Origin of the sequence: Mucilaginibacter pedocola, assembly GCF_002013915.1 — a bacterium.
Lineage (GTDB): Bacteria > Bacteroidota > Bacteroidia > Sphingobacteriales > Sphingobacteriaceae > Mucilaginibacter > Mucilaginibacter pedocola.
On the sequence record NZ_MBTF01000034.1, the window covers coordinates 51,331 to 69,914 of the forward strand.

Consider the following 18,584-nt stretch of genomic DNA (forward strand, 5'->3'; position numbering starts at 1 on the left):
TCCCATAAAAATTTTAATTAAGCAGTTACACTTTTGCCTTCGGGCGGTTGCGCAGGCGTGTTGAGGTGAGCAGTAGATGTATTCTCGGTCAGATCAGTTGTCGGTGTTCGTTCGGCAGCCATATTAACCCCTATGGTATACAGGGCAACGGGTATATTGTAAATATTATCGATACCCGCTTTTTTCACAACAGGCAGGTGGCTTTTCTGTGCCAGCGGGCTATCGCTTATGTTTTTTGCGGTGATAATATTCTGGTCTATCAGGCGGGTTTTCTCGTAGTTGGGGATACACATCAGGTACATGGTATCGCGGGTCATTTTCATGGCCACGTAGTTGTAGTCGCCATCGTGTAGTTTCACCTGCCCTGCAATAGCCTGAAAATCGCTTTGTTGCTGAATATTGGGCATACTCACCGGTATCTTTATTTCTACCAGTTCGTCGGGTTTATAAAGCCCTTTGGCAATTTGCTCGTTGGCAAAATCATCCGCATGTTTAATAAAATAACTGAACAACAGCATGTACCCGCCTATGTTGAACATAAGCACAGCAAGCATAGCTATTGCAAATATTTTTTTCAAGAAACCTGTTTATAATATTGGGTGATGTAAAAGTAATGGTAATATTTAATAAAACAATAGTAGAGCAAGGCTATTGTAAAATAAGTGTGATTAATACATGAAAAAAAAGCATTAGATGCTTGGGAGTGAGACTATTCTTATCAAATATGCCTATGCTGAAAAAGAAGGTATTTCACTTATCGGTGTAAATCTGTAGAGATGTGCAAAACTTAAATTAACTCAAATGGGGCACCTAACCTATCTTAGCTTTTAACACTATGAAAAAGAACCCATTAAAATACATTGACCAAGAGAACGTTAAAATCGATTTTAAAAATCATTTAGATGATTCAGATAATCAGCGCATACTATTTTCTGCGCGCTTCGGCGTTGGGAAGTCTACTTTTCTAAAAAATTATTTTGAAAATTCAGAAGACTATATCGCGCTAAAACTTTATCCGGTTAATTATTCAATTGCCCATAATAAAGATGTTTTCGAATTAATCAAATATGATTTGGTATACGAGTTACTATCAAAGTATCCCAAAGAAATTCAGTTAAAGAAAGATGACTATTCGTTTTCGTTATTATCACAAGTTTTCATTCTACATAACCTGAAAATTGACCCTTTACTTAAATCAATATTAAAAGCAAGTGTGCCGGAGTCGGATACCTACAATGAAATTATAGAGCAATTAAATGGCATTGTAAAACAATACTCTAAATTTAAAGATGATGTGGTTAAAGATGAAACCGCTTTATTGAATAGCTATATCGCCCAATTAAAAAACTTCAAGGGTACTGCTCACGAGCATGACCAGATATCTGAGTTGATATCTAACATGCTCGAAAATGTAAAGAGTTCGAAAATTGAAAACACGCCTGCTATCAAGACAGTTCTCATCATTGACGACATTGATAGATTAGACCCTGAGCACGTTTTTAGGTTGTTTAATATATTTAGTGCTCATTACGACAGTGTTACAGAAGAAAATAAGTTTGGGTTTGATAAAGTGATATTCGTTTGCGATTATGACAATATCAGGCTTATGTATGAAAATCGATATGGAACGGGTGTTGATTTTAGCGGTTATATCGACAAATTTTACTCTTCTGATGTTTTTAAATACGACAACAAAAAATATGTCAAAAACAAACTGTATGAAATTTTCAGTGGCAAAGCGAAAAATATCCAACAAAACTTGGAGCACATTTATTCGCCTACAAGGTCTGGGGACTTTTACATGGTGTTCGAATACATTTTGGCGATATTATTTGAAATTAATGCCTTAACACTCCGCAATCTTGAGCAATTCGGAATTTATGATTTACCTCGATATACATTTCTGCCAACTGATAGCTCGTTGAGATATCAGGCTGCTGATTTTCCATTTTTGATATTAACTCATTTGCTTGGGAAGTTATTTAGTTTTGATGAATTATGCCGACACTTTAGCACTTTGGCAGAGAGATGGGACTTAGACCCTGTGTTGACTAATCCTGGTGGAAGTTATGACGTAGAACAATTTCATACTTATCTTAAAGAAATATCGCTAACTTTTATTATCGATGGTAAGGAATTCTTTAGTCGAAAAAACATGTCGGAAAAAACGCGAAGTGGAGTGACATCATGTGAAGGAAAGGTAATTTATTACGAGCTAATGTTAAATTATCAAACTATGATGAATCGTGCGCATCTTAGAAATCCCAACAGCACAGAGTCCATAACAAACAGGGAAACTCAAAATAATGCGTTCTCATTTTTCTTAACCGCAATCAAAAAAAGCAATGGTTATGCTATTGAGGGACATTGAATCTAAATTCCAGTCATAATATATTTCCACCTTTTTCCTCCCAATTATTCCTACCTTGACCTTATATATGAGCGACCAGGCCTTCAACGTAATAGAGGTGGATGTAAATTATTCGCCGGTTATCAATTTCGCATTACAACAAAACCATGTTCCGGTTATCCGCGAGCTTTCGGTTAAGAATACTTCGGGTGCCGACTGGCAGGACGTGACTGTAACGCTTACCGCCGAGCCCGATTTTGCGCAGGTTTGGAAGCAATCTATAGGCGGATTAAGCAACCAACAGGCGTATGTATTTAAAAGCATATCGCCGGTAATATCATCAGCATACCTTGCCGGGCTTACCGAAAAGGTATCGGGCGGGCTTACCCTAACCGTTGTTGCCGATGGCGAAACCGTTCATAGCCAACACTACCCCGTTAGCCTGTTAGCCTACGACCAATGGAACGGGCTTGCCCTGCTGCCCGAAATGCTGGCAGCTTTCATCACGCCAAACCATCCCGAAATAGTAAAAATAATCCGCGCAGCATCAGCCATATTAGAGGGTTGGACGGGCAACCCCTCGTTCGATGAGTACCAAAGCCGCAACCCCAACCGGGTGCGCAAGCAAATGGCAGCTATTTACGAAGCCATTGCCGCCTACCAGTTCATCTACTGCACGGTACCCGCCAGTTTCGAGGAAAACGGGCAGCGCATACGCCTCGCCGATACCATATTTACCAACAAGCTTGCCAACTGCCTCGACCTTTCGCTGCTATACGCCGCCTGCCTCGAGGCTGTGGGCATACACCCCATTGTTGCCGTTATAAAAGGGCATGCCTTTGCGGGTGGCTGGCTGATAGATGAATCGTTCGCTGATGCCGTGAACGACGACCCATCGCTGTTGACCAAACGCGCTGCCGATGGCATTAACGAGTTGGTAATGGCAGAAGCCACCTGCATGAATGCCGGCAACCACGCCTCTTTTGATGATGCGGTGCGCTCGGCAGAGCAAAAGCTGATGAAGACGGAAGATTTCCTGCTGTTTATTGATGTAAAACGCGCGCGCTTTAGTGGTATTCGCCCATTGCCTTTGCGGGTGCCTACCTCTACCGGCTGGGAAATAGTAGAAGAAGCCAAACAGAGCCGCAGCAACGCCCTGCCCGAGGATATTGTTGTGGGGCAAAAACTAACGAGCCCTGATAAGATAGACGTATCTAAACAGCGCCTGTGGGAACGCAAACTGCTTGACCTTACGCTACGCAACAGCTTGCTCAACATCCGCATCACCAAAAGCGTGGTGCAGTTCCTCACCGTAAATGCGGGTAAGCTGGAAGATGCACTGGCAGATGGCAACGAGTTCCAGATACTGGGCAAACCTCAGGACTGGACCAACAACCCGCGCGATACGGGCGTATACGAAGCCCTGCACCAAACCGACCCAATGGCTGATTTGGTGAATAACGAACTGAGCCAGAAACGCCTGCGCGCCTACCTGCCCGAGCAGGAATTGAATGCCAGCCTTACCAATTTGTTCCGTGCATCCAGGTTATCGTTAGAAGAGAATGGTGCCAATACTTTATATGTGGGCTTGGGCTTGCTGCGCTGGTACGAAACCGACCTAAGCGAACGCCCACGCTATGCCCCTATCCTGCTGATGCCGGTGGAAATTATCCGTAAATCGGCACAGAAGGGCTACATCATTCGCAGCCGCGAGGAAGAAACCATCATGAACATTACCCTGCTGGAAATGATAAGGCAGGATTTTGGCATCAGCATAGGCGGACTGGAAACGCTGCCCAAGGATGAGAAAGGTGTAGATGTAAAGCTCATTTTCAACATCATCCGCCAGGCTATCATGAGCAAATCGCGCTGGGATGTAGAGGAACAGGCGTTGCTGGGTGTGTTCTCGTTCAGCAAATTCATCCTCTGGAACGATATACATAACAATGCCGATAAGCTGGCGCGAAACAACGTAGTTGCCAGCCTGATATCGGGTAAGCTGGAATGGCAACCCGTGGAAGATACCTCTGCCGAAGCGATAGACGACGGGCAGCTGCATCCCAAAAACATTTCGCTGCCCATCAGTTACGATTCCTCGCAGCTGCAGGCTATCCTGGCATCGGGCGAGGGCAAAAGCTTTGTGCTGCATGGCCCGCCGGGTACGGGTAAATCGCAAACCATTACCAATATTATAGCCAACGCACTTTATGCCGGCAAAAAAGTATTGTTCGTAGCTGCCAAAAAAGCCGCGCTTGAAGTGGTAGAGAACCGTTTGGAAGCCATAGGCATAGGCAACTTTTGTTTAGAGCTACACTCCAACAAGTCCAAAAAATCTGCCGTGCTGGAGCAGTTAAAAGCCGCTACCGAAATAGTACAGCAGGATGCCCCCGAAAACTTTATTGCCGAGGCTGAACGCCTGTATGCCCTGCGCAACGAGCTGAATGTTTACGTAGCTGCCCTGCATCAAAAATACCCTTTCGGTTATTCGCTGTTCGGCTTGTTTACGGCGTATAGCCAATTGCCGCAGGGGGCAGATAGCGTTAGTTTCCCCTACCCTGCCATACAAACCCTAACGCCCGAGCACCTTACCCAATGGCGCGATGCCGCTACCGAATTGCAAGCCGCAGCACTACTGGCTGGCAATCCGAAAGGACACCCGCTTACAGCCATCGCCCCGAAACAATATACACCGCAAGTAAGGCAGGATGCAGCAAGGCTGATAGAAAGCCTCATAACTTCGCTGCAACAACTAAATACCCAAACCGCCATCGTAAGCGATATACTGAAAGTTGGCGGGCTGGTAAAAACACACGAACAACAAACAGCCTTAAATACGCTGGTAGCTTTAGCCGCACAGGCGGAAGACTTCCCGGCATCGTTATTACAAGCCGATGCTCCCGAGCAAAACCTTGCCCAGGCTATCGGCGTAGCGGAACACGGCAAACAGCGCAATGCTTTGCGAGTGGGGTTGCTATCGCGATTCCAGAAAGATATACTCAGCTACCCCGCAGCGCAAACTCTGGGCGAGTGGAATTTGGCTGCCGATAAATGGTTTTTGCCGCGCTGGTTAAAGCAGCGCTCGTTATTGAAGGGCATCAACAAGTTGTCCATAAGTGGTGCTGTTAATGGCGATGAAGTGCCTGCCCTGCTGCAACAAGCTATTGCCTACCGCGAGGAGCAGGATATGGTAGACAAAGCCGCATGGCTTGCCCCCACTCTCGGCTTTTTATGGCAAAACGGCGAGGGCGACTGGGACAAAATTGCCCGCGCCTGCGAGCAGGTGATACAGCTAAACCGCGCAGCAGGTAGCATTACCGGCAGCAGCGGGCTTAAAAACTGGCGCACTGCATTAGCCGCCGAGTTTAGCGAGGGCAGCCGTGCTTACCTGAGTGAACATGCAGCGCTGCTCAACAATTACCAAAAAACGGTAAACGACATAGCCGCTACCGAAAGTAGTTTACAAAGCCTATTGGGGGTAGATTTTGCTGCCTTGCAACACCAGCAAGCCGATTGGAACGCCGCCTTACTGCAAAACGCTTCGGGATGGTTGCAAAATTTGGATGGGCTGAAGGATTGGTACAACTGGCTAACGGCAAAAGCCCAGGCTATCGAAACAGGTTTACAGCCGGTGATTACCGCTTACGAGAATGGTGCCATGCCCGCTGCCGATATCGCCCTGCAATTTGAGAAAGGTTTTTACCGCTCGGCTGCCGAGTACATCATCGAACATACACCGCAGCTGGCTACTTTTAATTCGGGCTTGTTTCAGGAGAAGATAAAACGCTTCCGCGATATCAGTGCCAATTTTGAGAAGCTTAGCCGCAAGGAGCTCTATGCCCGTTTGGCTGCGCGTATACCCTCGTTTACACAAGAGGCATCGCAAAGCTCGGAGATAGGCATGCTGCAACGCACCATCCGCAACAACGGGCGGGCTATGCCTATCCGTAAGATATTCGATTCTATCCCTCACCTGTTGCACCGCTTAACGCCCTGCATGCTCATGAGCCCTATATCAGTAGCGCAATACTTTGATACCGATGAAGTGAAGTTCGATTTGGTGATATTTGATGAGGCATCGCAAATGCCGACTTGCGAAGCCGTGGGTGCCATTGCCCGCGGCAGCACCGTTATTGTTGTGGGCGACCCGAAACAAATGCCGCCCACCAACTTCTTCAGCACCAATAATATCGATGAAGAGAACATCGATAAAGAAGACCTCGAAAGCATTCTGGATGATTGCCTCGCGCTATCTATGCCGTCGCACCACCTGCTTTGGCACTACCGCAGTAAGCACGAAAGCCTCATCGCCTTCAGCAATGCCAAGTATTACGATAACAAGCTGCTCACCTTCCCGTCAACCGATGATATTGTAAGCAAGGTAGGTTTTGTAAAGGTGGAAGGCTTTTACGATAAGGGCAGATCGCGCCAGAACAAGTTCGAAGCCAAGGCTATTGTTGATGAGGTGATATACAGGCTCTCGCACCCGGTGCTTGCCCTGCGCAGTATGGGTATCGTAACCTTTAGTTCGGTACAACAAATATTGGTGGAGGATCTGCTTACGGATGTATTCCGCCTCCGCCCCGATCTGGAGCGTATAGCCTTAGAACGCGAGGAACCCATCTTTATTAAAAACCTGGAGAACGTACAGGGTGATGAGCGCGATGTGATACTGTTCTCGATAGGCTACGGTCCGGATGAGAACGGGCGGGTAAGCCTTAACTTCGGTCCGATAAACCGCGAGGGCGGCTGGCGCAGGCTCAACGTTGCCGTATCGCGTGCAAGGTACGAGATGAAGGTTTTCAGTACCCTTACGTCCGACCAGATAGACCTTAACCGCACCGCATCAGAAGGTGTTGCCGGCTTAAAGGCATTTTTAGCTTACGCGGAAAAAGGCAAAACCGCCTTGCCTGCCAGGGAAACCGTGGCTATTGCGCAGGCTGCCTCTTTCGAGAATTTGGTTGCCGACGAGTTGCGTAAACAAGGCTACGAGGTGCACACACAAATTGGCTGCTCTGCTTATAAGATAGATCTGGGTATTGTAGATAAAGAGAACCCATCAACCTATATCCTTGGCGTACTAACCGACGGGCAAACCTACCAAAACGCCAAAACCTCGCGCGACCGCGAGATAGTACAGATAGACGTACTGAAAATGCTGGGCTGGAACATCCACAAAATTTTCAGTACCGAGTGGTGGGAGAAACCCGGCAAGGTAGTAAGCGGCATAGTAGAAGCCATTAACGCAGCCGAAGCCAACCGCAACAATACCGATGTACCGCCGCCCCTGCCGCCCCCTATACCTGTACCCGATGCGGAGATAAAACAGGCAGCGCAACCCGTATCGGCTCCTTCAAATCGCGTAAGCAAAAGCACCAATGCCGAAACCTACGAAGTAACCTTATTGGATGCTGTGCAAACCAACTCGGGCGAGGATATATTGTTGCCGCAGAACCGTGCCCGTATCAAAGCACAACTTTTCAACGTGCTGCAAACCGAAGCGCCTATCAGCAAAAACCTGCTGAGCAAACGGGTGCTTAGTGCCTGGGGCATAAGCAGAATGGGCGCACGCATTAGTACGCATTTCGATAGCATCATTAGCCAAATGGCTTTACAAAGCACCGGCAACGGGCAAAACACGTTTTACTGGGGCAACGGGCAAAACCCGGATAGTTACAGCCAATACCGCGTACCGCTGAACGATGCCCAAAAACGCGATGCCGACGACCTGCCTCCGCAAGAAATTGCCAACGCAGTGCGCCAAATACTCATCAACCAAATAAGCCTTGCCCAGCCCGACCTGGTGCGCGAGGCGGCAAAGGTATTTGGCTATGCGCGTATAGGCACCAATGTAGAGCTTGCCATGCAGGCGGGTATTGCGCTGGCGGTACAGATGGGCTATGCTGTACTGAAAGATGGCAGGGTTTTATTAGCCGACAGATAAAATGCCGATAACTCATAAAACATCATAACTATGCTCCTCTTATTCGAAATGGGTATCGTTTCAGTACTAATGTTAGTGGCATTAGTTCAATCGGCCCTTAAATACAAACAAATGGAGCCCCGTGCTCTGCGGCTGGTAACATGGACCTTATTGATAGCGTTCGTTACGCAGTGGGCTGCCTATTTCTATTCCAAATACACGCATAAAAGCAACCACTTCATTTTTAATTTGCAAATACTGCCTGTTTATGGCGGGCAACTGCTACTGTATGCCCGTATTCTTAGCCAACGCCGGTTCAAGCTTGCTGCCTCGGTGCTGTTCATTGCATTTGTAGTTACTTACCTGTTGCGGATATTTGTTTTCGGGTCGCTGACTGTGTTCGATTCTACGTCAATAACCATTGGCGAATTTGCCACACTCTGCTGCTGTATGTTTTACCTCGTAGAGGTGTTGGCAACCAACAACCGGCTCAACCTTTTCGCCATGCCTATGTTTTGGATAACAACCGGCCTTGTGGTGACCGTTGTAGGAGACTTTTTGTACATAGCTGCATTCGATTATATTTTGGCCCACAATATGGACCCTACCGGTAATATAATGGGCACAATTACTACATGCTTAAGCGTAGTAGAATATACTTGCTTTTCGATAGCCTTTTATAAGGTGGGGAAACCGGCAGCAGCCTGATCCCGGCTACAGCAGTTAGCACAACCCCGCAGATAATAAATGTGGAGGTTACAAGTTGGTTATTCATCAAAAGCTGGCATTTAATATTTTAACAAGTAATTAAAATATATAAACCGATTGGTTGTAAACAAATATTATATTTGGGGTACCCCCATTATAATAAACGTGGCTATAACCCCTAAAGCTTATAAAAGGCATATATGCCTGGCATTGCTGTTGTTAGCATTTTGCAGCAACAACAGGGCTTTTGCGCAGTTTGGCTGGTCGGCAGCCCGGTTTGCAGCTATGGATAACGGGCAGCGCTTCCGTTACGTACACGATTTCCCCTTTTACAAAATAGATAGCGGTGCCGTAGTTACCGCCATTTTTGAGCAGATACGCAGCATAGCCCAAAAGCAGGGCGACATTCGTACTGAGTTGGCTATAGACTTTTACAATTGCGTATCCAGCGGCAATATTGGCGTAAAGCTCCCCGGGGGCATATCTTCAGATAGTTTATTGCGGTATATACGCGTTAAGGCGAAACAAAACAATTTACCTATTGAAGAAGCCGTTGCCGACTATAACGTGGTGGAAAACGCTGCTAACAGCGGCAAAATAAGCGTAGAACAACGTTACACCCGCCTTATAGAAATTGCCGACGAAATGCAGGCGCTGGGCTACCAAAACTTTAAGGATTACTATATCGAAAACATTATGCTTCGCATAGCCATGGTGATGTGGAACCTGGAGGATTACGAAAAGGCATACCATTACCTTAAAATAGCCGAGCAGTATGCCCGCACCGGCGAAGAGCGCGACTGGTTTTACACACAGGTAATGAGCTACCTGCAAACCTACTGGAAGCAGAAAAAAGACTACACCCGCTCGTTGCAGTACGCCTTCAAGATAAAAAACTATTACGATAGCTATACTCCCCCAACCGAGTTCAGCGAGTTTTGGCGGGGCTTTTCTACCATTGAGGTTGCCGACCTGCTGGTAAAACAAGGCAAGGCTGCCGAGGGAGAACCATATGCAGATAAGGGCTACCTGCTGAGTAAAACACCTGCGCACCCGCAAAACCTGGGGCAAGCTTACGAGCGCGAGTATGATGCACTGATAGTTTTGATAGATACCAAACTATCGGTAGGCAAAGTGCAGGAAGCGGCTGCTTACATCAACAGGGCACAATTCATCAAAAAATACCTCGAAGAAAATAAGGGCTTCGATTACTTTAAACCCATAAGGCTTTACCGCTACCTGGCACGTTTCAACGAGGCAAAAGGCAACGCCACGGAAGCACTGAACTATGTGCACCGTGCCGATATGCTGCAGGATAGCCTCAACAAACGTAACGATGTGCACCGCCTTGCACAAGCACAACTGAGGCACGAGTCGGAAAAGTATGCCAAAAAAATAGCCAGCGTTGAACAGGAAAAAAGCACCGAAAAAATGCTTCGTAATGTATCGGTTATAGTGTTGGCGCTGGTAATTACCTTCGGGCTGTTTTACTACAGGCGTTCGCAGGCACGGCGCAGGCAAAAAGAGCTTGAACTGGCGGCCACCAAACAGCAGCTGTTGCAGCAAACCCAAATACTGCGCGAAAAATCGGAACAGGCGGATAAGCTGCACGCCGAAATTGAGAGACTATCAGCAACGGGGCAGCGCAGCGATTATTTGGAGCAGCTTACCCAAGCCACTATACTTACCGATGATGACTGGGCAACTTTCCGCGTACTTTTCGAGAAAGCATACCCCAGCTTTATATCCGAGCAAAAGCAGCAGTACCCCGGCATTACCCCTGCCGAAATACGTTTGGTAGTACTTGAAAAACTGGAGCTTACCACCCAGGAGATGGCTAATATGCTGGGTGTATCAAAAAACACCATCCACCAAACCCGCCTGCGTATGCGCAAAAAGCAGGAAAGCGTTACCGCCTGATATCCGCATTGCCGTACCGTAAAAATACGGTAGTTTAATTAGGGGCAAATCCACTTATTAATTGCTTATTTAATTACAACTTGTAGAAGTATTATAATAAAGCATTATATTTAGAAAACCCTTAATTACAATTAAAACTATGTCAGAAAAACCCGAAACAAAAGTAGAAGGCATCGAAGTCAATGTTGATTTAGATCCTGTTGTTCCCACCGTTCATAGCACCATCGTTAAATTGGTACAACAGTACAACGCCTCGGCTCCTGATGACGCCACATCAGGCTGGGTAAGCCTTAAAGAGATTAACGCCCTTATTGCCGGCAATCCCGACGCAACTGGAATACGTATTTATTTTGGACGACATGATAACGGTGCTGGCTATGGTTACGCAGGTTTAAATACAGCGATATTTGTTGCAACCAAAGACACAATGGATCAAAAGAACCCAACGTACAAATACAGCAAGGACCTTTTGGACCCTACCCTAACCGAAGACCCTGATAACACTACGATTTTCACAAACAGGGGCGATGACCGCATACCATTATGCCCTCCACGTTGCCCAATTGAAAAAACGGATTACATACATATTCCCTAATGCTATCCGAAGTTATCATCGGCTCCATCCCTATGCTGGTGGCGCTGCTACTCTCGATATTAAAATATAAAAAACTGGAGCCTAAAGTGCTCCGGTTTTTTACCTGGTTGCTGCTGGCATCGTTCCTGATACAGTTGGCTGGCTTTTACTATTCAAAATATACCCATAAAAGCAACCACTTTATCTTCAATATTCAAACACTTGTAGTCTATAGCGCCTACATGGGTATTTTTTTCAGCATCCTTCAAAAAAAATGGCTCAAACGCTGTGCTATTGTGCTGCTTTCGGCATTTGTGCTCATTTATTTTTTCAGGATACTGTTCGCGGGCTCGCTTTTCAAGTTCGATTCGGAAGCCGGAACTATTGGCGAATTAGCAACACTTTGCTGCTGTTTGCTGTACCTAAGTGAATTATTAACCGCAGAAGAGCGCATTAATTTTTTTACCATACCCATGTTTTGGATAACTACCGGCATTATGGCGGGTGTTATCGGCGATTTCATATACATCGCATTTTTCGATTTTATAGTCGCTAATAACCTCGACCCCAAGGGCGACAAATATGCCCTGCTTGTAGTTATTTTGAGCTTTATACAATATAGTTTTTTCACCATTGCTTTCATGCCTACTCCCCTATGGATAAAAGCCAAATTATTTCCGCCATTGCCCTAACCACACTGTTGCTTATGGTTTTGATGGCTTTTTTGCTGTTTATGCTTTTTTGGCAACGGCGAAAGAGCAACCGTTATATTAAAGAGAAAGAGATTATGACAGCCATGTTTAACGAACAGCTGCTGAGGTCGCAACTGGAGATACAGGAACAAAGCTTCAATGTGATAAGCATGGAGATACACGATAACGTGGGGCAAACCCTCAGCCTGTTAAACGTGCAGCTCAACATTATCGATCAGCAGGAAAGCCTCGACAGACTGTTGCTTGCCGACGCTAAAGAAAGCGTTAAAAAAGCCATGACCGACCTGCGCGACATTGCCAAAAGCCTCAACTCCGAACGCATTAAACTGGCAAGCCTGCCCGATATTACCGCGCACGAATCGCAACGCATAAACCAAACCGGCTTGGTGAAGGTTTCGGTAGCCAACAGCGGCGACGAGCAAGCCCTGCAGGATGGCAAAAAGCTCATCATCTTCCGCATGATACAGGAGTGCCTGCAAAACATTATTAAACACTCGGCAGCTACCATGGCAAGCGTAAACTTTGCCTACCAGCCCGACTTTTTGGAAATACAAATAACCGACGACGGAATTGGCTTTAACACCGATATGCCTGCCGATGGCGCGGGCTTCGGCATAGGGCTTAAAAATATATTTAAAAGGGCTACTGCCATAAACGGTAATGTACATATAGACAGCCAAGTGAACAAAGGGACAACTATTACCATCAGAACACCTTATGCCTGAAAATAAACTAAAAATTGCTATTGTTGATGACCATGCGCTTTTCCGTAAAAGCCTTACAGTACTCATCAACCTGTTCCCCAATTGCAGCGTGATATTTGATGCCGCCAACGGCGAAGAACTTATTGCTCGCCTAAACCCCGGCACCATGCCCGATATTGTGCTGATGGATATTAACATGCCCCTAATGGATGGCTACCAAACCACCGCCTGGCTTCGCGATAACCACCCCGCCGTAAACGTAATTGCCCTGAGCACCATGGATGCCGAAGCCGCCATTATAAAAATGATACGCGAAGGTGCCCGCGGCTACGTACTAAAAGATGCCGAACCCGCCGAACTGCGCGTTGCCTTTGGCGAGGTAATGAGCCGCGGCTATTTCTATAACGAGCACATATCACACAAAATACTCCGCTCGGTACACCAGCTTACCGAGCCGCAAAATAAAGTTGGCGTATTTGCCAAACTAAGCGAGCGCGAAACCGAGTTCCTGAAACTGGCATGTACCGAGCTTACCTACAAAGAAATTGCCGATAAACTGTTTGTAAGCGTGCGCACCGTAGAGGGCTACCGCGATACCCTCTGCGAAAAGCTTAACCTTAAAACCCGCGTTGGGCTGGCTATGTACGCCGTAAAGAACGGCTTGGTAACTGTATAACAATATCCGCCTTAAAACTTTTTTATTTTATTTTTTACTGCGCAGAAAGGCTGCGTAGTTCGTATATTCCTTTGTAGTATGAAAGAGGAAACACACGCCAACAACACCGGGCTAAAAGTAAGCAACAACGAGCTGAAAGCCCTGGGTATAAACGATAACGAACTGCTGGCAGCCTTTAGCCGCGTAGCCAATGGCTTATTAAAACACGCCGTAATGGATAAGCCAACCATATTGGCAAACCTTGCCGCGCTGATAGACGACCCTACCCCCTACGCCCTAAAACAGGGCGGTAAGTTTGTAAACCTTGCCGAAACCGTGATCAATCTGCGTAAGGAAGGCAAATTCGTAAAACAGGAAAACAACGTATTTAAGCTGAAAGAGGATATCGCCACTTTCCCGGTGTTCGGGCTGGAGCATATTGAAGTTGGCGCGCTGGCGCAGATGAAAACCGCCATACAGTTACCCGTTGCGGTTGCCGGTGCGCTAATGCCCGATGCGCACCAGGGCTACGGCTTGCCTATTGGCGGCGTGCTGGCTACCACAGCTAATACCATTATCCCCTACGCGGTAGGGGTTGATATTGCCTGCCGAATGTGCCTGAGCATTTTTGATATGCCCGCTAATATGATTGACTTTGAAACCAGCCTGCTGAAAAGCCTGCTGCTGAACAATACCCACTTTGGTATTGGCGGTACCAGCGCCACGCACTTCGACGACTCGTTGTTCGATAGCAAGGCATGGGGCGAAACCAATGTGATACGTAACCTGCGCGATAAAGCCTTTGCGCAGCTGGGTACCAGCGGTACAGGCAACCACTTTGTAGAGTGGGGCGAACTTACCCTTGCCGATGGCGCTTTGGAGGGCATACCTGCGGGTAACTACCTCGCGCTGCTTTCGCACTCGGGGTCGCGCGGGTTTGGGGGTAGCGTGGCAGCGCACTATAGCAAAATAGCTATGGAGAAAACCAAACTACCTGCCGAAGCCAAACACCTGGCGTGGCTCGACCTTGATAAGGACGAAGGGCAGGAATACTGGATAGCCATGAACCTTGCCGGCGAATACGCCAGCGCCAACCACCACGAGATACACAACAAAATTGCCCGTGCGCTGAACCGCCAGCCGGTAATGATGATAGAGAACCACCACAACTTTGCCTGGCAGGAACAACTTGCCGATGGTACGCCTGTAATGGTTCACCGTAAAGGCGCAACGCCAGCCGGCGAAGGCGTGCTGGGTATTATCCCCGGCAGCATGAGCACCCCGGGCTTTGTAGTGCGCGGTAAAGGCGACGCCGCCAGCATTAACTCGGCAAGCCACGGCGCAGGGCGTTTAATGAGCCGAAGCGCAGCCTTTAAAACGCTGGACAAAGCCGCCATTGCCGCCAACCTAATAGAAAAACGCATCACCCTAATAGGCAGCGATATGGACGAAGCCCCAATGGCATACAAAAACATCCATACCGTAATGGCAGCCCAGCAGGATCTGGTAGAAGTGCTGGCAACCTTTAACCCAAGGATAGTAAGGATGGCAGATGCGAAGGAAAAGCCGGAGGATTGAAGCGAAGCCCCCCAGCCCCCGGAAGGGGGAGCAGAACTTTTCAATTCCCTCCCACGTGGGAGGGCTGCGGCAGGGCATGTGCGCAAAGGCAGGGAGGGGTCGCGGTCGTGATGTTATCGGGTTTGTAATGTTGTAACACTCTATGGTATGTGTACACTGGTTACATCTGTTACGCTTCACCACCTTGTCATTGCGAACCGCAGCGGGAAAGATTGTGTGGTGGGGTGGCGTGGCAATCTCAGAGGACAGGTAGCCACAGTATTGTAACGTGTAACACTCCACAGTATGTGTACACTTGTTACGCGTGTTACACTCACCACCCTGTCATTGCGAGCCGCAGCGGGGAGGGTTGGTGCAATTAGGCGGCGTGGCAATCTGCGCTTTTGGTTGGGCACGAGTACACCAGGTCTTGCCCTGCGCTGCATACTCTCGCCAGAGGGGAGCTGCATACTAGTGCAAGGGAATATGTACACGCGTGGTAGTCGACGATGTGGTATATTTGCAGCCGATTATAGTGTCCAGCAATCTATATTAATATAGAAAATAAATTGATATAGATTGTAAATTGCCTAGAAAATATAGAGCATTGTATTTAAATACGTGTTAATAAATGAAAATAGATTGGAATGCCATATTGAATGGTTCGTTGGTTTTTTTGATTGTGTTTGTAATCAAAATTTTGTTGGATTTCAATTTGGCAAAGTTTATAGTTAAGTATTTTTTTTGGTTGCCCCTTAGAAATTATTTCAGGACCAAACCTTTAAAAATAAATGGAAAGTGGGAAGAAAACTGGAGCTTAAATACTTCCGACAATTTTAAGGAGAAAGTTCAAAGACATAGCCACCCCACAGTTAAGCAGTTTGATAAGTACTGCTATGCTGAATTTATTGCAAACGGAAAGACTTATGGGGTTTTTGGAAAAGTCGTAAACGATTCGTTCGTGGGTGAATGGTTTGATTTGAATGATCCGATTGGATATTTTGGAGCATTTCATCTTCTGATTATCGACGCAACCAAAATGAAAGGGAAATGGATTGGGCATTCTAAAACATTGCATGGTATCAGAGAAGGAGATTGGGAATGGCAAAAAAGGAAATAATTATAATTATCTACTTTGGGGGGGAGGATATTATGAGAAAGGATTATTCAAATCGTGGAAATTACCAATCACAGTATCTGTTAAATTGAAACTATTGTGTTCGGCTCGCATTCTATGGGTAGGGATGTCATTTTGTCTCGCGATAAACTCAATTTTATCTATAGTTTCAGCTGTAGAAGCGTTATTGTAGTTGTCACCAAAGTTTAATCCTAAGAAAATTCGCGTTGGCATGATTCTTAGCATGCATTCTTCGTTATAGATCCCTTCTAATTCTTTGTGAATTTCAGAATTTATTTTATCCCACTCTTCTGCATCTCCGCTATTGAAGTTTTTTGACATATGAATTTGATTATATATTTGGTAAGAGGAGCTTCCAAACAATCTCATTTTTGGCCTTATCGTTCGGTTAATATATCGCCATTCAACTTCGTACGACCAAGCTTCGTCTTTTATTAAGGCCAAATAAGTATTGTCCATTTGCCAATTCGCTGTGGGCATTTGCTTAACGTAAAAGCATGGATGAATCTGATCCAAAAAGTCTTCTATATTAAATTCTAAACACACGGCTTTATGATTACTTGCATAGTGTGCCCACATAAGAGCATTTTTATAATCTGTCGTAAAGCAAGAAATAGCGAAATAGTATGATGCTCTTAAATCACTAATTATTGTATAGGGTAGCTGAAATTTCTTGGGGAGTCGCCGCATTAATTCCTTAACGAACAATAATTCTTTGTGACTGGGAGAAAAATGAGTTTCGCGATTCCATGCTCCAATACTTGATAGGCAATCAAATGGATCATTAAAGTTATCTGGAGGTTGCAGCTTAACGTATTTTGAACTCAAAATTTTTAAAGCTGTGTCAATGCCGCAATATTTATACATATGAAACGGCTTTTGTGAAATATCCAGTAACTGGAGTTTAATATTCTTTAAAGCTGTACTATCTTGCCTGTCTTTTTTAAGCTGTTGGAAATACTGCTCTCTAAGGTTGTTTTGAAGCATATAACTTTTAGATCATCAATGGTGATTAGATTTCTTATTCTGCAAAATAATCTTTTCTATTGAATTGATGTTAATAATTACTGATGGCAAGTATTCCAACGATAAGGTGAACGAAGAATTCCCCCCCTCACTGGTCCAAGTTTAGCGCAGCGTAACTTACACCTAAAACTTTAAAAGATTTCAGCTTGTCACCGCAAGAAGAATTCTTGCTCTGTTTTAGTCCGACGTTTTAAACTTCAACCAGGGTAGTAGAAAATATGAAGAGGACTCACCCCATAGCTATGTCTATGTATAGCCATGTTTATTTTCCAAACAATAATTGTATATTTGATATATAGTAAAACAGATGAGCAATAAAGACATAGAAAAACTGACGGAACTTGCTGCGGCGAGGCTGGAATCGGCGCGTTCGATGTCTAAGAAAGATGCGATACTATCTCTCAACGAAGCCGGCATCCTTACCAAAAAAGGAAAATTCACCCAGCCTTATGCGGAGTTGGAAGAGGTTGTTAACAAATAACCTAACTACGTGTACGACGTTCGACCCAATACTATTATTGGTTTCCACGGTGGCGACCTCGACGTGCGGAACAAGCTTATCAATCATCCTAACCAAATAGAAATTAGCACCAAACCTTACGATTGGCTTGGGCATGGAATGTATTTTTGGGAAAATAACTATACCCGCGCCATGGAATGGGCTGAGGCAAGGGTTATTGACGGCTCGGTTAAAAAACCCGCTGTAATTGGCGCAATTTTGCAATTGGGGCATTGCTGAGATTTTCTTGACTCGAAATTCACCGGCATTGTTGCTGCCTATTACAATGTTATGGAAGAGGAATACGCTATTGCGGGAATGAAGCTGCCTGTGAACATTGACGCTAAAGATGATAAGCACAAAGATAAATTGATCAGGAAGCTTGATTGTTCTGCAATTCAGTTTATGCACGAAGCTATTGAAAAGCAGTTTAAGCAAGACATTGTCACCAAAGGTTACAGCGACTATAAAATATTTGATTCTACCCGAGGTGTATTTACAGAAGGCGGGCCTGCTTTTGCCGGTGCGGGAATCGAACGCAAGAGCCATATTCAAATCTGCATCCGCAATATGAACTGTATTAAAGGCTTTTTTATCCCGCGGGATGAAGTTGCTTTTCCATAAGCGCCGGTAAATTTCTAACAGCGCTACAGCACAAGCCCGCGTCACCTAAACCCGATAGTAGCGGAAAGCCCGCTTCTACCAGCGGCTTGGAGTGGATAGCGGGGCTATGGGTACATTAATGCTTCTGCCTTTGCTTTACTGAAAACCGCCATGATGAGATTGCCACGCCGCCCTTTCGCACGTGCCTTTCCCCTCT

The 18,584-nt window shown here is 45.9% G+C and carries 15 protein-coding genes; 13 read left to right on the forward strand and 2 right to left on the reverse strand.

What is annotated here, in order from left to right:
- Positions 1-17: 17 nt before the first annotated feature.
- Positions 18-578, reverse strand: a complete 561-nt coding sequence (locus BC343_RS20585) for a hypothetical protein (RefSeq protein ID WP_078349694.1) — start codon at positions 576-578, stop codon at positions 18-20.
- Positions 579-835: 257 nt separating this feature from the next.
- Between BC343_RS20585 and BC343_RS20590 the strand changes: the two genes are divergently transcribed.
- From BC343_RS20590 to BC343_RS20635, 10 genes are all read left to right on the forward strand, one after another.
- The gene (locus BC343_RS20590; protein WP_078349695.1) at positions 836-2,371 is read left to right on the forward strand and encodes a P-loop NTPase fold protein; all 1,536 of its coding nucleotides are present in this window, start codon (positions 836-838) and stop codon (positions 2,369-2,371) included.
- Between the two features lie 67 nt (positions 2,372-2,438).
- Positions 2,439-8,291 (forward strand): DUF3320 domain-containing protein, encoded by a 5,853-nt coding sequence (locus tag BC343_RS20595; protein ID WP_078349696.1) that lies wholly within the window; start codon positions 2,439-2,441, stop codon positions 8,289-8,291.
- A gap of 30 nt (positions 8,292-8,321) precedes the next feature.
- A complete protein-coding gene (locus tag BC343_RS20600) occupies positions 8,322-8,978 on the forward strand; it encodes a hypothetical protein (protein WP_143822288.1) in 657 nt (218 codons plus the stop codon).
- 165 nt (positions 8,979-9,143) lie between these two features.
- Positions 9,144-10,898: a tetratricopeptide repeat protein gene (locus tag BC343_RS20605; RefSeq protein WP_143822289.1), complete on the forward strand. Its 1,755-nt coding sequence runs from the start codon at positions 9,144-9,146 to the stop codon at positions 10,896-10,898.
- Positions 10,899-11,037: 139 nt separating this feature from the next.
- A complete protein-coding gene (locus tag BC343_RS20610; RefSeq protein ID WP_078349699.1) occupies positions 11,038-11,493 on the forward strand; it encodes a hypothetical protein in 456 nt (151 codons plus the stop codon).
- Positions 11,493-12,164 carry a hypothetical protein gene (locus BC343_RS20615; RefSeq protein WP_078349700.1) on the forward strand — a complete coding sequence of 224 codons (672 nt, stop codon included), beginning with the start codon at positions 11,493-11,495 and terminating at the stop codon, positions 12,162-12,164. The genes BC343_RS20610 and BC343_RS20615 overlap by 1 nt, the downstream gene beginning before the upstream one ends.
- Positions 12,128-12,910: a sensor histidine kinase gene (locus BC343_RS20620; protein ID WP_078349701.1), complete on the forward strand. Its 783-nt coding sequence runs from the start codon at positions 12,128-12,130 to the stop codon at positions 12,908-12,910. Before BC343_RS20615 ends, BC343_RS20620 begins: the two co-directional genes overlap by 37 nt.
- On the forward strand, positions 12,903-13,565 hold the full coding sequence (locus BC343_RS20625; protein ID WP_078349702.1) for a response regulator: 663 nt from the start codon (positions 12,903-12,905) through the stop codon (positions 13,563-13,565). Before BC343_RS20620 ends, BC343_RS20625 begins: the two co-directional genes overlap by 8 nt.
- 78 nt (positions 13,566-13,643) lie before the next feature.
- Complete coding sequence (locus tag BC343_RS20630; RefSeq protein ID WP_078349703.1) at positions 13,644-15,122, forward strand: RtcB family protein; 1,479 nt, start codon at positions 13,644-13,646, stop codon at positions 15,120-15,122.
- 610 nt (positions 15,123-15,732) lie between these two features.
- Positions 15,733-16,221, forward strand: coding sequence for a hypothetical protein (locus BC343_RS20635; protein WP_078349704.1), 489 nt, complete (start codon positions 15,733-15,735; stop codon positions 16,219-16,221).
- A 30-nt stretch (positions 16,222-16,251) separates the two neighbouring features.
- On the opposite strand, the gene BC343_RS20640 is transcribed toward BC343_RS20635, so the two are convergent.
- On the reverse strand, positions 16,252-17,226 hold the full coding sequence (locus tag BC343_RS20640; RefSeq protein WP_078349705.1) for a DUF2971 domain-containing protein: 975 nt from the start codon (positions 17,224-17,226) through the stop codon (positions 16,252-16,254).
- A 346-nt stretch (positions 17,227-17,572) separates the two neighbouring features.
- Between BC343_RS20640 and BC343_RS31420 the strand changes: the two genes are divergently transcribed.
- Genes BC343_RS31420 through BC343_RS31655 form a run of 3 tightly spaced genes read left to right on the forward strand, consistent with a single transcriptional unit; the run spans position 17,573 to position 18,388 of the window.
- Positions 17,573-17,746 carry a hypothetical protein gene (locus tag BC343_RS31420; RefSeq protein ID WP_202909833.1) on the forward strand — a complete coding sequence of 58 codons (174 nt, stop codon included), beginning with the start codon at positions 17,573-17,575 and terminating at the stop codon, positions 17,744-17,746.
- Positions 17,747-17,755: 9 nt separating this feature from the next.
- Positions 17,756-18,004: a hypothetical protein gene (locus BC343_RS31650; protein WP_238381820.1), complete on the forward strand. Its 249-nt coding sequence runs from the start codon at positions 17,756-17,758 to the stop codon at positions 18,002-18,004.
- Between the two features lie 51 nt (positions 18,005-18,055).
- Positions 18,056-18,388 carry a hypothetical protein gene (locus tag BC343_RS31655; protein WP_238381821.1) on the forward strand — a complete coding sequence of 111 codons (333 nt, stop codon included), beginning with the start codon at positions 18,056-18,058 and terminating at the stop codon, positions 18,386-18,388.
- The last annotated feature ends 196 nt before the right edge of the window (positions 18,389-18,584 follow it).

Coding starts and splice junctions, on each gene's coding strand:
- BC343_RS20640 (WP_078349705.1), bottom strand. CDS start 17,226: ATGCTTCAAAACAACCTTAGAGAGCAGTATTTCCAACAGCTTAAAAAA.
- BC343_RS20610 (WP_078349699.1), top strand. CDS start 11,038: ATGTCAGAAAAACCCGAAACAAAAGTAGAAGGCATCGAAGTCAATGTT.
- BC343_RS20615 (WP_078349700.1), top strand. CDS start 11,493: ATGCTATCCGAAGTTATCATCGGCTCCATCCCTATGCTGGTGGCGCTG.
- BC343_RS20595 (WP_078349696.1), top strand. CDS start 2,439: ATGAGCGACCAGGCCTTCAACGTAATAGAGGTGGATGTAAATTATTCG.
- BC343_RS20620 (WP_078349701.1), top strand. CDS start 12,128: ATGGATAAAAGCCAAATTATTTCCGCCATTGCCCTAACCACACTGTTG.
- BC343_RS31420 (WP_202909833.1), top strand. CDS start 17,573: ATGAGCAATAAAGACATAGAAAAACTGACGGAACTTGCTGCGGCGAGG.
- BC343_RS31655 (WP_238381821.1), top strand. CDS start 18,056: ATGGAAGAGGAATACGCTATTGCGGGAATGAAGCTGCCTGTGAACATT.
- BC343_RS20635 (WP_078349704.1), top strand. CDS start 15,733: ATGAAAATAGATTGGAATGCCATATTGAATGGTTCGTTGGTTTTTTTG.
- BC343_RS20600 (WP_143822288.1), top strand. CDS start 8,322: ATGCTCCTCTTATTCGAAATGGGTATCGTTTCAGTACTAATGTTAGTG.
- BC343_RS20630 (WP_078349703.1), top strand. CDS start 13,644: ATGAAAGAGGAAACACACGCCAACAACACCGGGCTAAAAGTAAGCAAC.
- BC343_RS20590 (WP_078349695.1), top strand. CDS start 836: ATGAAAAAGAACCCATTAAAATACATTGACCAAGAGAACGTTAAAATC.
- BC343_RS20625 (WP_078349702.1), top strand. CDS start 12,903: ATGCCTGAAAATAAACTAAAAATTGCTATTGTTGATGACCATGCGCTT.